Source organism: Thalassotalea fusca (genome assembly GCF_053485835.1).
The window spans coordinates 301660-317417 of the sequence record NZ_JBQRUN010000003.1; the positions used below are offsets into that span (position 1 = coordinate 301660).

The 15758-nt window shown below is 39.9% G+C and carries 12 protein-coding genes; 5 read left to right on the forward strand and 7 right to left on the reverse strand.

From position 1 onward, the window contains the following. Positions 1-852 precede the first annotated feature (852 nt). The 5 genes from ACSLUK_RS05725 to ACSLUK_RS05745 form a co-directional block, all read right to left on the reverse strand. Entirely contained in the window at positions 853-3354 is a 2502-nt protein-coding gene (locus ACSLUK_RS05725) for a TonB-dependent siderophore receptor (protein ID WP_448547571.1), read from the reverse strand. Between the two features lie 47 nt (positions 3355-3401). Then, the gene (locus ACSLUK_RS05730; RefSeq protein ID WP_448547572.1) at positions 3402-4373 is read right to left on the reverse strand and encodes a FecR family protein; all 972 of its coding nucleotides are present in this window, start codon (positions 4371-4373) and stop codon (positions 3402-3404) included. 55 nt (positions 4374-4428) lie between these two features. Beyond that, the gene (locus ACSLUK_RS05735) at positions 4429-4923 is read right to left on the reverse strand and encodes an RNA polymerase sigma factor (protein ID WP_448547573.1); all 495 of its coding nucleotides are present in this window, start codon (positions 4921-4923) and stop codon (positions 4429-4431) included. 268 nt (positions 4924-5191) lie between these two features. Beyond that, entirely contained in the window at positions 5192-7237 is a 2046-nt protein-coding gene (locus ACSLUK_RS05740) for a winged helix-turn-helix domain-containing protein (protein WP_448547574.1), read from the reverse strand. A 105-nt stretch (positions 7238-7342) separates the two neighbouring features. Then, positions 7343-7828: a nuclear transport factor 2 family protein gene (locus tag ACSLUK_RS05745; RefSeq protein ID WP_448547575.1), complete on the reverse strand. Its 486-nt coding sequence runs from the start codon at positions 7826-7828 to the stop codon at positions 7343-7345. 754 nt (positions 7829-8582) lie between these two features. Between ACSLUK_RS05745 and ACSLUK_RS05750 the strand changes: the two genes are divergently transcribed. The 3 genes from ACSLUK_RS05750 (at position 8583) to ACSLUK_RS05760 (ending at position 11763) form a co-directional block, all read left to right on the forward strand. Further along, complete coding sequence (locus ACSLUK_RS05750; protein WP_448547576.1) at positions 8583-9863, forward strand: alpha/beta fold hydrolase; 1281 nt, start codon at positions 8583-8585, stop codon at positions 9861-9863. 401 nt (positions 9864-10264) lie between these two features. Continuing rightward, positions 10265-11389 carry a heparin lyase I family protein gene (locus tag ACSLUK_RS05755; RefSeq protein ID WP_448547577.1) on the forward strand — a complete coding sequence of 375 codons (1125 nt, stop codon included), beginning with the start codon at positions 10265-10267 and terminating at the stop codon, positions 11387-11389. Between the two features lie 14 nt (positions 11390-11403). Then, on the forward strand, positions 11404-11763 hold the full coding sequence (locus ACSLUK_RS05760) for a hypothetical protein (protein ID WP_448547578.1): 360 nt from the start codon (positions 11404-11406) through the stop codon (positions 11761-11763). A 385-nt stretch (positions 11764-12148) separates the two neighbouring features. On the opposite strand, the gene ACSLUK_RS05765 is transcribed toward ACSLUK_RS05760, so the two are convergent. Further along, the gene (locus ACSLUK_RS05765) at positions 12149-12676 is read right to left on the reverse strand and encodes a hypothetical protein (protein WP_448547579.1); all 528 of its coding nucleotides are present in this window, start codon (positions 12674-12676) and stop codon (positions 12149-12151) included. A gap of 211 nt (positions 12677-12887) precedes the next feature. On the opposite strand from ACSLUK_RS05765, the gene ACSLUK_RS05770 reads away from it, so the two are divergent. Continuing rightward, complete coding sequence (locus ACSLUK_RS05770; RefSeq protein ID WP_448547580.1) at positions 12888-13928, forward strand: alpha/beta hydrolase family protein; 1041 nt, start codon at positions 12888-12890, stop codon at positions 13926-13928. A gap of 383 nt (positions 13929-14311) precedes the next feature. Beyond that, complete coding sequence (locus ACSLUK_RS05775; RefSeq protein ID WP_448547581.1) at positions 14312-14956, forward strand: peroxiredoxin-like family protein; 645 nt, start codon at positions 14312-14314, stop codon at positions 14954-14956. A 28-nt stretch (positions 14957-14984) separates the two neighbouring features. On the opposite strand, the gene yihA is transcribed toward ACSLUK_RS05775, so the two are convergent. Then, on the reverse strand, positions 14985-15629 hold the full coding sequence (gene yihA, locus ACSLUK_RS05780) for a ribosome biogenesis GTP-binding protein YihA/YsxC (RefSeq protein WP_448547582.1): 645 nt from the start codon (positions 15627-15629) through the stop codon (positions 14985-14987). Positions 15630-15758 lie beyond the last annotated feature (129 nt).

Consider the following 15758-nt stretch of genomic DNA (forward strand, 5'->3'; position numbering starts at 1 on the left):
GTGTGTTAGTGATATGAGCTTTCTTGAACAGCGAGATTAAACTCTTGCACGTTCAACCAGCCCCTATTTATCCCTACCATTATTCTGGCTGAGTCTCACCGCCTTTTTCGCTCTATCTGCATTAGGGTAAAGTCTCGTATTCTTCCCTTTCATCGCATGCAAGTATCGCCTAACGCTCTCCCCTTTCCTCGCAAATCGTAAAAGCCTCACATTCTTCTCCTTCTTAATATTTGGGGAAAGATTCACATTCTGCGTCCATTTCCTATAACGCTTACTTACACTAATCAGGAAATCGCTCATTAAATTACAGCATTTCCAAGTAAGAGATTGTGTATTCAAAAATATTCGAGAACTTTTGCCGTTGTTCAACTCCGTCTCAGTCAACTCCACTGCCGCTAACGGGCTCTTTAAAAAGATCTGCGCATTACTCACTGTGAATTCTTGCTTATTATGCACCTGAGCAAAACTACTGGTGAAATATAACGGCGGACACACCAACATGCATGATATTATGAAGACATACCAAGCAACATTCTTGTCAATAATTTGATCATCGACTCGTTTCATTTGACACCTACTAAAGCAAATTGCACAGGCGTAATTTGCATCTATGGTTAACATTAGCGTTCGCCTACTACGGGCCACTCGACATAAAGGAGCAGGTTAATCTTTGCCCCTTTACTAGCTATGACGACCAAAAGTATCAATCGAGGAATGAAAAATTATGTTCTATTTAACGAGTGCGATAAGTTATTGATATAAATCAAAATAACAAGAAAGACATTGAGAAAAAAAGAAGAATTCTAGTGATACCAGATAATTAATTTAGTAATGATTCCGTTCTGTTAGAAGCTAAAAATAGTATGAAAAGCGTGTTTCTACTGTTCTTTCTCGTCCTGGATTTGTCCAATATGGCAATGCGTTAAAAACGCCTTGTGTATAACTCTCATCAAACAAGTTACGAATAAATATAGACAATTCTATCGCGTCGCCATGTTTGACAGAAAAGCCGGAATCAAACACTTGATAGGCAGCCAGAAGATTGTAATTACCGGCTTCAATAAACCTTTCATCGATATAGGTATAACCTAAGCTCCACTGCCCTTGCCACAATCCACTTAAAGGAATGTCTTTGTTAAGCCACAACCGTGCACTCAATTCTGGGGTCATACGAGGTTTATTCCCCACGAGTTCAGTCTCAGCGCTGCTTATGATTTCTGCATCCAACCAGCCAAAGCCAAAGGTAAGATGCCAGTCATTGCCAATAGAGCCTGCCACATCACATTCAACCCCTTTATTTCTTTGGCGTTCAATAGATGACTCTATGCCTTGCTTATCAATACTAAATAACGCGCAAGCAGTGTGTAAGCGGTTATTGAACCAAGTCTTTTTTATACCCACTTCCATCTGATAAGAACGTGCAGGATCTGGGAATAGGACAGAACTGGGGGCAGACTGTTCATCTTCTTCCGCGAAAAACCCTGCTTCATTGATACTGAACTGTGGAGAAAAAGACTCGCTATAGTTGACGAAAATAGCACTGTCATCTGCTATGGCGTAAACCCCTCCGAGTCGGAAAGTTCGTTCAATAAATGACGCTTTCTCTGCAACCACCTCTTGTTTCGCTGAATCGAACTCCAAATAGTCGATTCTGGCACCAAAAAAAGCTGTAAAGTTACGCCAATCGACGACCCATTGCCCAAATACCCCTGCATTTAAATCGCGCAGTTCGGTTTTACTAGTATCATTGTAGAACAAGACATCAGTTCGCTCGGTTGGTACAAAGTTTGAGCGTATATCATGCGTTTGCCATAAGAGCGTTTCCGGCATAGAGTTATTTATATTGACGCCGTACAACTGCTCTAGCTCGAAAGCACCCAAGGACACATTTTTATAAGCGGTCAATTCTCCACTTAGAAAATGCGTGTCGTAGGAAAACTCAATATCGACAAATTCTATATTTTCAGGATCGACTTTCAAGGTATTCAAGCCCTGCACAAGCTGTTGAAATAGTTCGTCATCATTAAGCAATATATCATTCAAGTCGTCGCTCGAAATAACATTACCATTTACGTCAATCACGAACTCCTCAATGATCGGGTATTTGATAAGGCTGTTGGCTTGGTAGCTATCTAGTTGAAAATGCATGTCAACTGACCAATCGCCTACTAGCCAGTCATTGATACTCAAATTCAAGCTATGTCGATCGATGTCCAAACCCGCACGCAAATCATCTTGACGTGATGCGAATACAAAAATTTCACCCATATCATCAAGAAAAAATTGAACGCCTGAGTCGAAGCCTTCGACCGGTTGGCCAAACTGTTGTAAAACATTCTGTGATTCAAATCGATAATGCAGATTTAACTCACCTCCCTCCTCAAATTGGTGGCTCATGGCTAACATTACCCCCTCAGCATCATCGAGATTTAACTCTTTCTCATGGCCATGTTGCTGAATGAAGCCCACTGTACGAAATTCTGTTTGGTCGCTATACGCCCAATTAAAATCAAGTTCCGCGCGTTGAAAGTCATCATCCCCAAACCGTAATGAAATACTATCTCGGCTTACTCCCGGCTTTTTTAGCATCATGTTTATGACACCACCGGGCTCCATACGACCAAAGATAACTGAGCTAGGTCCTTTGGCGACCTCGATACTGTCAATAAAAGCTACGTCGACTGGCGCAATATACGCATGTGAACTCATACCATTCACTTTTAATGCTGGGTAAGCAAACCCCCTAAGTCTGAGCTCGTCAATGACCCCAGCACTGCGCTCAAGGTAGGCCACTGACGACGCTAATGACACTGAATCAGTATAGTTTCGCGCGTGTGAGTCTTTAGCCACCTGCTCGGGTAATGCATTGACAATTTGTGGGGTCTGCAGGAAGTCACGCTGCGTTTTGGTCGTTGAGACTGTCGTGCCAAGATTGTATGGCGATACTATTCTGGCGACGATTTCTATCTTCTCTATAGGATCTGGATCCGATGACACTAGAACAGGAGGTTGCTTTGTTTCTTTCGGTTTATCTGGCAGAGGGCGAGCTACATTATTAACGCTAGGCTTACTTTTCTTGATTCGTTGGATCTGTATCAGACGATTATTAGCAATAGTCGCCTGTAAGCCACTGTTTTTCAGAAGCATATTAAGCGCTTCTGATAGCGTATATTCACCCGACAAGCTATTGGCTTGCAGGTTCTTGGTTAGGCTGGCGAGATAAACGACGTTGAGTTCGCGTTGCAATGCCAATTCAATCAACGCACTATTGACAGGCTGAGCGTCAATATCGAAATGGTATCGCTTCAGTGCTTTCGCTTGTACAGTGGCTGAAAACACAAATAAAAAACACATGTAAAAAGCGAGATAACCCCGCAAAGAACCACATTGGTGCATTGGTGCTAACCTTTACTGATCACAATCAAATAGGGCGTAACTTTTGTTACATTAAATTGTAACTGATGTTTAAGATTAGTTAAGGAGTCCAACGGATTATCTATGTCTAACACACCACTTATCAATTCGCCTTTAAGTGACGAACTTTGAATAAGTATCTTGCCATCATAGTAACGCTCTAGTTCCCTGATAACCGCTTCAAACGATTCATCCTGAAACACGTATTTTCCTTTCAGCCAAGCTTTAGCCAATGAACTGTTGACTTGTTTCACCGAGGATAGTTTGTCAGTGGCTACTTGTAATGCCACTTGTTGGCCTTCCTCAAGTACCAGTTGCTGATGGTTAGAGGTTTCACTTTCTACTTTTACGCTGTGCTCTGTGACCGTTACTTTTGGCGCCAGCTTATCAGTTCGGCTCACAATGAAAGCAGTCCCCAATGCGGTTACTTTCATTGTCCCTGCTTTTACAACAAACGGTTTTTGAGGATTTGGGGCAACAGCCACATGTACTTCTCCTGACAGGACTTCTACCAGACGAATATTCTTCTCAAAGCGTATATCTACCGCTGAATCTGTATTAAGAGTCAGTACTGAGCCATCTTCAAGTACCTTCTCTTGACGTTCTCCCGTCAATGTATAGTGGTCTGACATTAGCGAGTAATAACCCTGTTGCCACCACAGCATCGTTATAAAAGACAGCAGAACAGTCGCCGCAATGGACAACAAGTGTTGTTTGAACCACGAATTTTTAGACTGTTGAAGTATGCTTGCAACTGTTTTTTGACTATGTTTATTCGAGGCTTCATGCATCAACTGCCATGTCTGTTCGGCCTCATGAAACGCTTCTCCATGACGCTCATCTTGCTCTAGCCAAGCAACAAAACGGTCTTCATCACCAGCTAACATGTCGCCGGTTTCAAGTTTTACAAGCCAATCGTTTGCTTGCTGTGTGATGAATGCTTGATCGTGTTCTTGCATAGTCAATTTCTTCGGTGCCTCTTAACTTAGACGCTTAATCATGGCAATTGAGTAATTATTTTTCCAATTTATACAATTTATTTCGACAATACTGTACGGCTCGTCGTAGATGCTTTTCTACCATGTTCACGGAAATACCAAGTTCATTAGCGACTTCTCGCTTTTCAATTTGCTGTAACCGTTGCATGTGAAAAACATCCCGCGTCTTTTCTGGCAGCTCTTTCATAGCCTCCTGAACAATACTCAACCGTTGTGCATGCTCTACAAGCCGTTCCGGGCCAATATTAGTAGATTGCTCCAACACTGTATCATCTGTAATAGCCTCTTGTCGGCTTTGGCGACGAATTACATCAATCACTAGGTTGTTAGCCATTCGGTAGAGGTATGCTTTAGGGTACTTGATTTCACTATCAAGAGGCTGATTCTGTACCTTAAGATAAAGGTCATGCAGAATATCTTTAGCCAGTTGAGGGTCATGCAAGCGTTTTGCGATAAAAGCTAATAAAGCCTCATGATGCAAATTAAACACTTCATGCAACGCTTGATTCAATTAGATAACCTCGAAAGCATAATCGTCAGACAAAACAATACGCGCAATACTGAAAGAAGGCCGCTACTAAAGCAAGTATTTTATATCAAGTGATGTAGGCAATGACAAAAGAGCCGATGATTTTTAACTAGCCACGCTAAAACAATTTCGACCAGTGATTGAGCTCTTGCCAAAAGCAGCGAATGCCAGAGCTGTTTAAGCACTGCGGATACTATATAACAGGTACGCTGATGTTTGACCTGTCAATTAGCATTTCGTGACTACTAGATTACTTCAGGTGTAAACCCACAATATTACCGTTCATACTTCTCTCTCTGTCTGCCAGCAATAAAGCAGACATCTCAGGCGAAAAAGCTTGCATGTTGCCTGACTGAAGTATATGAGCAACCAACGTTTGTTGTCGCTTGCCCTGATCTTTTGCAAATAATAAGCGAAAGATGGTTTTCTTCATACCATCACTATATAGCAGCATTGCCTGCTTACCGTCACTATGCGTATTATGTGGTGCCAATGGCACATAATCTTGTATCGGATCGCTCATTGCTTCAAGACGTTCCGCATAAAAATCATAGCTGGAAAATTGCTGACTTTGATAGTCAAAAGCCAAAACCTTGCCTGGACTAAGTTCAACTGCAGTCAGCCCCAGACCTGTGCGCTTTTTTTCTATCGTTAACGACTGAGCATCGTATACGTACATTGCAATTTTCTGCCGATGTTCACTGATGTAGATATATCTATCATCTGCACTCCAGCTCAATGGAAATTTGATCTCTTCAAGCGCTACAGACTTCACTAGTTCTCCGGTAGCCGTTGATACGACTCCTAATCGAATGTGATTCTTAGAGTAGACTACGGCAACTTTAGTGCCGTCGGTTGAAAAACTGTAGTACCATATTTTCGTGGCTTTCAGTTGAGTAATTTGACGGGTAACTGACGTACCAACTTGATACCCATACAACTCAAAATCGCCATTTCGGTCAGATGCAAAATAAATCTCTTCGCCATCTGAAGAGTAACTCGCATTACTCTCAATCAAGGTCGAATTTAAATGCGGCAATCGATTTGTTTTTCCCTGGAGACTCACTTCTTTCAAATCAACCCTTTGCCCTTGAAAACTGTAATATAATACGTTTTGTTCTGCATTGAACGCCGCATGAGTGATGTCATTATCTTGATGTGACTGGATCAAGTTGATTTGCTTAGTATCCAACGACACAGACCAAATGCCTTGCGTAAAATGATAGGTGCCGACTACTAATAGTTCATCTGCATTTTTACCTTGGGTTATATAGCGGATTCTTTCGAAGCCTGTTATATGAGATGAAGCGCCTTCGTCATTACTTTTCAGCCCGTATATTGTAGGCTTTCTCCCTTCGATCCCAACAAAAAACAACGTATCTAGTGGTGCGTGGTAATAATGAGAGTATACCTTGTTTACTTTTAGGTGGGTGATTAAGTCCATTGGGCTAATTTGCCCACTCAAGAAAGAATATTGGTGGAGTCTTGTATTTTCATTGTCCTGATATTGATTGAATAACAGGTTTTGCCCGCTGCGATCCATGCTCAGTGAATAAATGGGAGCAGTACTTTCAACAAGTATTTTGCTTACGCCATCCAGTGTCTGTTGAACCACTTGATATTGGCTAGAGGTGTAACGAACATAAAACAAGACATTGTCCACAATAATTAGACTGCGCTTTCTCCAATAGTCTGCCACTAATGATATCGGGGCACTCTTCCCTCTGATCACCAGTAAACTTGTAAGCTCATTGTGCTGATGAAAATAAGCGGCTACGCCCTTATCGATAACATAGTTATACTCGCGCCCTTCCTGATGAGTAATAGGCAACGCCCGCTCAATTTGATAATTAGCAGTATTTTGGGAAACCTCTGATGTCGGCCAATTGTACCCAATAAATATCAATGCAACGAACAACAATATTGTAGTAATCAACATTGCTAGCCGTTTTCTCGGAGACGGTAGGGGTTTGGCTTCCACCAGAAACACATAACCCTTTTTAGGTATCGTCGAAATAAAAACAGGTGACTTAGCATCGTCGGCTAAGGCATTTCTTAACACAAATATCAGCCTAGTCACTGCATCATCAGCAACAATTTGTCTAGGCCAAACTTCGTCTGCAATTTGCTGCTTACTACATACTTGCCCCTGATTCTTAACCAGCAACTCGAGCAACTTCATCGCTTTGGGCTCTAACTTAACTGTGCCATTTTGATGTTGGAGAGTATGCAACTGTGGGTTAACAATTACATTTGCGATACGGTACGGTATTTTGAGGTTACTACTGTCTGACACTTGTGAGGACTACTAAATTATGACTTTTGATATCATAGGTGCTTCACGCCCTTGTTTCAACAAGAGGGCAAATCGCTTGCCCTTTGATATTCTCTGATAAAATAACTACAGCATACCGTTCTTGTGCGGCATATTTTCTGGAATTTTTTGCCAGACATCCCAATGCTCCATGATTTTGCCATTCTCGACGCGAAAAATATCTACGCCCGCACTCCCCGGCTCGGTACTAGCAGTATCATACGCATGCACATGCAATACCACGTAACCTCCAGCAGAAATCACGCGTTTAATCTCCGTACGCTTTGAAGCCGGTCTATTCTTTACAACGTTTGAAAACGCTTCAATAAAAGCCGCTCTACCTGTGGCTACCCATGGGTTATGCTGAATATAATCTTCGTGAACATATTGCTGGGCTATTTTGCTAACATCGCCATGGTGTTTAACAAAAATACGCTCGTAAAAATCGACGACGAGCTTTTCTGCCTGTGACAATTCACTCTTGATCGATGGCGTCGCGAATGACTGAATACTGAAAACAACACTAATCAGCAAAATAGATAATTGATTGGATATTTTAAGAGTAGATTTCATTGATTGCTCCTGATTAAGTTTTCGAAACCGACGACAATATGCAGCATGTTAAGCACCAGTCCCATGATTAAAGTATCGAGAAAACATCCTGAAAACATTTAAACCAATAAAAACAAAAGACTACAAACAAGCACTTAGGGTGAAATATAACTCAATCATTAATTAAGAATTCTAGGAAATCTTGAAAACATACCAATATTTGGCAACGCGTTGCGTGGCGAATCAGCATTTTTAGGTTAAAACTAAACTTTACGAGAATAGAATAAAGCCACCTACGATTTAAGCTACTGAAAAATGGTTCGTTGTACGCTATGAAGTATTAACAAGTGAATATGAAAAGCGGAGGAGTTAAAGCGGTTACTGCTGCTAATCGATGTAGCATAGATTGCCCTCGTGTTAAATTGCAATTATACAGCGATAGTTATTTTTCAAATTAAAACTTACTAGCTTGAACAGCAAAATTAAACTGTACATGGCCTTATTTATTCTTTTATTCGCTTGTATCTTATTAATAACTAAATAAAATAGTCATTTAGAAACAAAAATAATTGTATTATTTCATCTCAACACTGAAATAGATGTAGGTAACAGTGCCTACGTGCCAAAAACAGGGAGTCAACGCATTGGATATACACATTATGAAATCCCCAAAAACGTGTAAAACATAGACTTATTCAAAAGGTGTTCACATGTATTGATGCACCACTTCACATTTAACGTAATCACCACCATTTACAGAGTACATAAAAATAAAATGAATCGATTAATAATAATTCTTGTCGGTGTATTAACATCATTTACGCTTCTTGGAAAAGAAGTGAAACAAAGCTGGACCTCATATGCACAGGGCATTGATATTAAACAATATATTGGAAAGAAATTTGAAGTTTCGGCCGCGATTAGAATGAAAGAGGCTAGTACCGCATCACAAGCTAGCCTTTGGGTTAGAATAGATACAAAATCTGGCTACAACTTTTTCAAAAATGACGCTGGCACAGGAAAAGTCACAAATAATTGGCAACGTTTTAAAATTAAAGGAGTAATTAAGGACGACTCTGAGATCCTAAATTTTGGCGCATTATGCATTAATAACGGAGAATACTTCTACGATGACTTCGTCGTAAAAATTGAAGACAAGTCAGGGAGTTTGGTACCAATTCACATTAAAAACGGGAACTTTGAAAATCCAGACCACGATGGAAGCTGGAGTGAAGGAATTGTAGCCAGAAAGTTTAATACCAGCACCTTCGATATATCTTATTCACAAGAAAACCCTTATGAAGGTAAGACATCATTAAAAATACAAGCTAACTCACTGCCTGGTAGCATGGAACATGGCAAGTTTGTTCAGGTAAACGGTGTAAAACTTTATTACGAAGAATATGGAAAAGGTGAGCCACTTTTACTTATTCATGGCAATGGACAATCAATTTCAGCTTACCTGAATCAAATCGAGGAGTATGCCAAACAATTTAGGGTTATCGCCTTAGATTCAAGAGGTCGTGGAAACTCAAGTTACAATGACGGTGACAAGCTTACTTATCAGCTGCAAGTAGAAGATACAAAACTATTTTTGGATAAAATAGGAGTAAGCAAAGCACATATCGTTGGTTGGTCTGATGGTGGGATTATTGGACTAATGATGGCTATTAAATATCCAGAGAAGGTTTCTAGCCTGATTTCTATGGCAGCGAATATTTTTCCCGAAGGATTAACAGGGCTAGACTCCTTAGTAGATTTCGTAGAAAACGCAGACATACAAAACGATGGAGAGTATAGCTTTTCCACTGAATTGATAAGAATGATGACTAAATATCCGCAGCTAACGTTTTCAGATCTTTCAGCTATCCAAGCAAAAACATTGATTATTGCTGGCGATAGGGATGAGATTAAAACGAAGCATACAGTTAATATCGCTGAGGCAATACCTAATGCGCAACTCGCAATTTTACCGAATACAGGACATTATATGCCTTCAGCAAATCCTGAATTATTTAATCAAACAGTGATGCGTTTTCTTAGTTCAGTGAATTAGACTGACGACAACTATTTGATATTTTTATTGCGCTTCTAATATAGTTGATAATAGACTCGCTTCCATTTGATGTGGTATTCAAATGGAAGCTGACAGAAACTTGAATTAGTGAGATTTTAGGTCGGTTTGCGCCCAAAAAATGCGTTTTAGAACAGATACGATTAATAGTGGGGAATTTAAAACATTCCTATTTTCACAATAAACTATGCCCACTAACTAGTTACCGTTAAATCGCCGATTTTCTGCTCAAACAAACTTCAATTTAATAAGGTAACGGATTGAATTGTACCTGACCCTGTTATTGATTCTGATAGCTTCTATCTAAGCTTTTGTTTTCTATAGTTTTGTAGTACGTTAATCAATCTTTATGTATCTTGGACGTAATTAGCTAGGGAATTAACATGTTCAGAAAATACTTACGTGGCTATAGCGCATTTATCGCATATTGTTTAGTTTTTGGCTGCTACGCAAACGACTCTACAGCTATAAATGCATATTTGATGCTAGCAAAAAAACGATCTGAGAATTTAAAGCCACTACGGGAATTCAAGTGGACTGGAACGGTAAATGGGACGGTGTCAGAACAAACCCGAAATTGGAATCGCCCTTTAGAAGAAATTTGGGGAGTGAGCGATCGCTATCCGGGTACACAAGGAATGCCTATACCGCTTGTGCGGCCGTATAGCCAAACAGACCCTGGGTATGTCGGTCCCAACGGCGAACAGTTTGGAATAGAAATTGAATTTGGAGATTTAACTGTAACACCGCGTGAACCAGATAGTAAAAACGTTAGGTTCTATACCGACTTTGGTCAATCAGGTGCGGCAGCATTGGGCATGACCCGTGCCGAAATTCAAATAAGAAGTACACTTCAAAAAATGAACATCAACGAGGGAGATACAATTTGGCTAGGCTGGTCAGAGTACTACACTCATCTAGATTCAGAAAAAGTAACGACTATTTTTCAATTTAGAAATCAGCCGAACGAATCAGTACTAGCTGAAAAAGGGTTTGATCAGCAAACAATTGAAGAGATTGTGAGCGCAGGCCTAACCGTCGGTGGTCCTGCTTGTGGAATAATAGCCATTCCTGTGAATGGAAAATTACATTTTCAGTTTACAACACGCAAGGGAACAACTAATAATTGGACCGTACCTCTGGGCCATTCATATACTTCAAACTTCACCCTAGAAACAAACAAGTGGTACGACTTCGTTATTCAAATGACGTATTCTCAAACCGATAATGGCAGATTTAGAGTTTGGGCCTTTGAAAAAGGAGAAAATGTTTCTGTAGCGTCATCCCCCACTTGGGATTTCTTTGGTCCTACCATGTATGACTATCCGGACAATTACGAGTTTCCTATTGCGTCTCCAGAAATACGGCTAGGAATCTATAGGCACGATAGAATGAAAAATAACGAATCAATCGATGAAAGTGATCGATTTATGACTAAATATTTAGGCCCATTAAGAATTTGGAAAGGTAATAATGATAATGGGTTTGAGCAAGTTAAACCAAAATAATATGAAGGATAGATATGAAGCTTAATAACTTTTTAAATTTTTTAATCGTACTTTTTACCTTAGTTGCGTTTCCCGCTATAGCGCAAAATAACTCAGGAAAGTCTAATGTTAGTTACTACAAAATCGATGCGAGTAGAATTGTAGTATATTCCTTAACCCCAACGAAATTCTTAGACAATGCAAACTGCAATGGTACGAATGAAGCCAACGCGGTTGCCGTTTCAACAGAGCGTGAAAATTTTGCAGAACTATATGCTTCAATTATGCTAGCACATGCGAATAATAAAAAAATCGCGTTCTGGTTAGATGGTGCCTGCACGCCTTCAATGGCAGGTGGACCATTTCCTACCGCAAGTATGGTTTACGTTCACTAAAATAGTGCCGTACTGCATTAGAAAGTTTAATTTTGAAAATTAGAAATAAATTAGGATAGTTATGTCGGTGTATAAAGGAGTTTAGCTAATTTATAGGTTTAGTAGTACTAGTTCAGCTTGATCTGACAGTTACCCGATTTTCAACCGATGGCTGTCGGTTTAAATTTGAGCTAGTACACATTACGTTAACTGGTCTCCATCTTTAAGAAAGTCTCGTTTATTGAGGCTTTCTCTTCTTTACTTGTAGCAACGTCGACAATTGCGCTTTTCTAACTTTATTATCTTAATACTTGATTTTTCTTCCGTGTATGCCAACAAATAAATTGCACATGCCTTCTTTAACATTCACTAGTTTAACAATGAGATTAAACTGTACCTGACCTATTTATTTTCCGATCTGTGTTGAAAATTCCTCTAACGATATTTGATTGTCTTTATTAACATCAAGATATTCAAATTGACGGTGAGGATCATAAGTTTTTTTATACTCTTCTTGATCAAATGGCTGTCCAAATTGATTTTTTGTATTGCCTTCCTTCAGAAGCTCTGTATGAAGCTGCACAAAGTCATCAATCGTTACTATGCCATCTTTATTGTAATCAACCCCTGCAAAAGCAAGCTTCGCCTTTAGCAGATCAACAGAATCATAGCTTTCGTTGTTTTTTGGTGAAAATACTTCACCTTTCTGAAAAAACTTATAGCCTAAAACCATACTGACAATAATCACCAACACACTGCCAAATACCAGCGCGAATTTAGGCATAGGCGACGAGGTACTTGTTTTTTCTTCAATAAGGTCGCGAATAGTTTCGCTTACGGTACTGCCTTTGTTTTGGCATGCAGCCTCAAAGTCTGTTTTAAGTTCCGGTGATACTCTAACTTCAATGCGGGCTATTTTCTTGCTGTTTTCCATTCGCTTACAACCAAAAAACTCAAAAGTACAAAAACAAAATTAATCTCAGCAAAACGCTATTTTACTTGAGTTTCGTACACGTTAATGACCTGTACGGACACGTATTGTATCGACCGTATTGTCAAAAAACACTAATTTTAAATTGCAATTTTATCATAGGTTTAAATTTTATTTGGTCATATTACGCCAAAATATTTGTAAGGAACATTGTATGAAAAAAATAACACTTTTAACGGTAATTTCGACGCTCCTATTCTCCCTACAAAGTAAAGCAGATGATAGAAATAAGTTGGAAGAAAAACTGTTTGCGTCTGACCTAATTTTAGGTGAAGTAAACTGTTTCTCGGACCACTTTTCATCTTATGAAAATTTCAAAGGCATGTTGCTAAACAAGAGAAAAACACAAACAAAAGAAGAAGTAAAAACAGCAGAAGAGCGCATAGATAAGCTCTTTGGAGGTAAGGAGCAATTTGAAGCCTATAAAACACAATTAGAGTGCCGATTTTTTGCTTATGATGTCGATGGAGTAACTGTTAATGGTTATCTAATAAAACCTAAAAGCCAGCCAAACGAAAAATTACCTGTACTAGTTTATAACCGTGGCGGAAACGGAAATTTTGGCGCGAAGGTTTTCGGACACCTCTATCTTCAATTTTTTCCGATTGTACAGAAAGGCTTCATACTGATTGGCAGTCAATACAGAGGTACAGGAGAGCAAAACCCAATTAATCAAGATGAATTCGGCGGTGTTGATGTACAAGACGTTACAACGCTAATCGATATTATACCTAGCATTAAAGATGCGGATCCTAAGCGTATTGGCATGTTTGGGGCAAGCCGTGGTGGCATGCAAACTTTTCTAACCTTAAAAACGGACAAGGGACCGCAAGTAAAAGCGGCAGCAGCGATAGCCGGGGCATCAGATTTAGAAAAAGGCCTAGTGCAAAGGCCCGAAATGGAGCGAGTGTATAAAGCCAGAATTCCCCAGTACGCCAAAAATAAAACAGATGAATTGCTCAAACGCTCTGTCATCAAGTGGGTAAAAGATATTCCAAACATTCCAGTATTATTACTACACGGAGATGCTGACCGCCGTGTCGATGTAGAACATTCGATAGAATTAGCTAAAAAGTTCGACGATAATAATATCACGAACAAGCTAGTGATTTACCCGAAAGGAAGCCACAGCCTCATGGAATATAATGCTCAGGTAAATGAAGAACTAGTGAATTGGTTTAAACGATATTTGTAATGCATCTAGGAGAAAGATGCTAACTGGTGCAAATGGCGAATAAAGTAGCAAATAACAATAACCAAACACCTGTTCGCTGAAAAAAACAACTTTTTTTAGAGTAATGACTTTACTTTTATAGAGTCGTTGCTCTATAATGCATCTCGTTCCCTTAGCGAACGCCTGTTGTAATAATTTATATATTCTAGCTTTCCCCAAAGCTATCCAGCCGATGATTTTTGTCATCGGCTTTTTTTATCGCCAAAATTTGTATGAACGGACATCTATTTGTGTTGTTTATCATCAACTTGCGTAATTATCGTCCTTCCTTTAGCATTTCAACAAACCCGTTATACTTAAGTTAGCACGGAAATATTTCTGCATAGAGTAATGAGGAACCTGAAATGAATTTACGACAGTCGTTAGATGAATATAAATCTAAATTAGCCTCAACTTTGTCTAAAGAAGTATTAGAGGTGTTGAGTCGCAACACTTCCCTGCTGCAAGAGCGTAACTTAGCAGAACAAGCCGTTTCAGTTGGCGACACCTTCCCTGCATTTTCTCTCCCCGACAGCCATGGTAACGTGCATTCACTCCAAGAAACGCTCGAAAGAGGCCCAGTGATTATCAGCTTTTTTCGCGGCGGATGGTGCCCTTATTGTGTCCTAGAGCTAAAGGCACTACGTGATATTGTGAACGACCTACCGGCATTAAACGCAACCTTGATCGCGATCACGCCCGAAACACCTGAGCACATTGCCGATACAGTGTCACGCAACGAGCTAAATTTCGTAGTAGCAAGTGATCACAATAATCAATTAGCAAAGCAGTGTGGGTTAGTTTTTACCGTGCCAGAAGATTTATTGGCCGCATACGTAAAACTTGGCATTGATATTAATTCAAATAATGGCGAAGAAAAAGCTGAGCTTCCTATCCCCGCCACCTATATTGTTGATCAACAGGGTGTTATTCGATTTGCTTTTGTTGAAGAAGATTACATCTCACGTGCAGAACCGTCACATTTAGTGATGGTACTGCAGTCGCTGTAGTGTAGTAAGTGTAATAAGGAGTGTTAGGTTATTCTACGGCTTCACTGTCGATATCATTTGTTTCATCAGCAACAGCTAACCAACCAGTTATCACGCGTGTAGCTTGATCAACGCCTGTGCGTTTGAGTGATGAGAATGCCTGCACGGTAATATCTGCGTTCAATCCTTTGAGTTGTTTTTTAACTTTTAACACTTCGGCACTCGCTTTGCCCTGTGAAAGTTTGTCTGCCTTTGTGAGTAATGCAAGTACAGGTAAGTCGCTTTCAGCTGCCCACTCTATCAGATCTTTGTCTAAGTCTTTTAGTGGGTGACGAATGTCCATTAGTACTACTAAGCCTTGCAAGCTCTCGCGTTTTTCAAGGTATTCACCTAGCGCACGCTGCCATTTCTTTTTCATTTCTAATGGCACTTTGGCAAAACCGTAGCCCGGTAAATCGATTAAACGTTGCTCAGATGCAATTTCAAACACATTAATTAGTTGCGTTCGCCCCGGTGTTTTACTGGTACGCGCTAAACTTTTTTGATTAGTTAACGTATTCAAAGCACTCGATTTTCCTGCATTTGAGCGACCAGCAAAAGCCACTTCAATGCCCGTATCTAAAGGCAATTGACGAATATCAGGGGCGCTAGTTGTAAATTTGGCTTTATTAAGGTGAACAACAGGTGTAGACAATTTCTCGTACCAATGAATCGTTGAAAAATAGCATTATATCTCTTTTTCCGACTAAAATAGTTAAATCCGTACAAATTTTAGTGTTTTTTTTCTGATGCGGTATTACACAACGCATTGAATAGTGTAGAA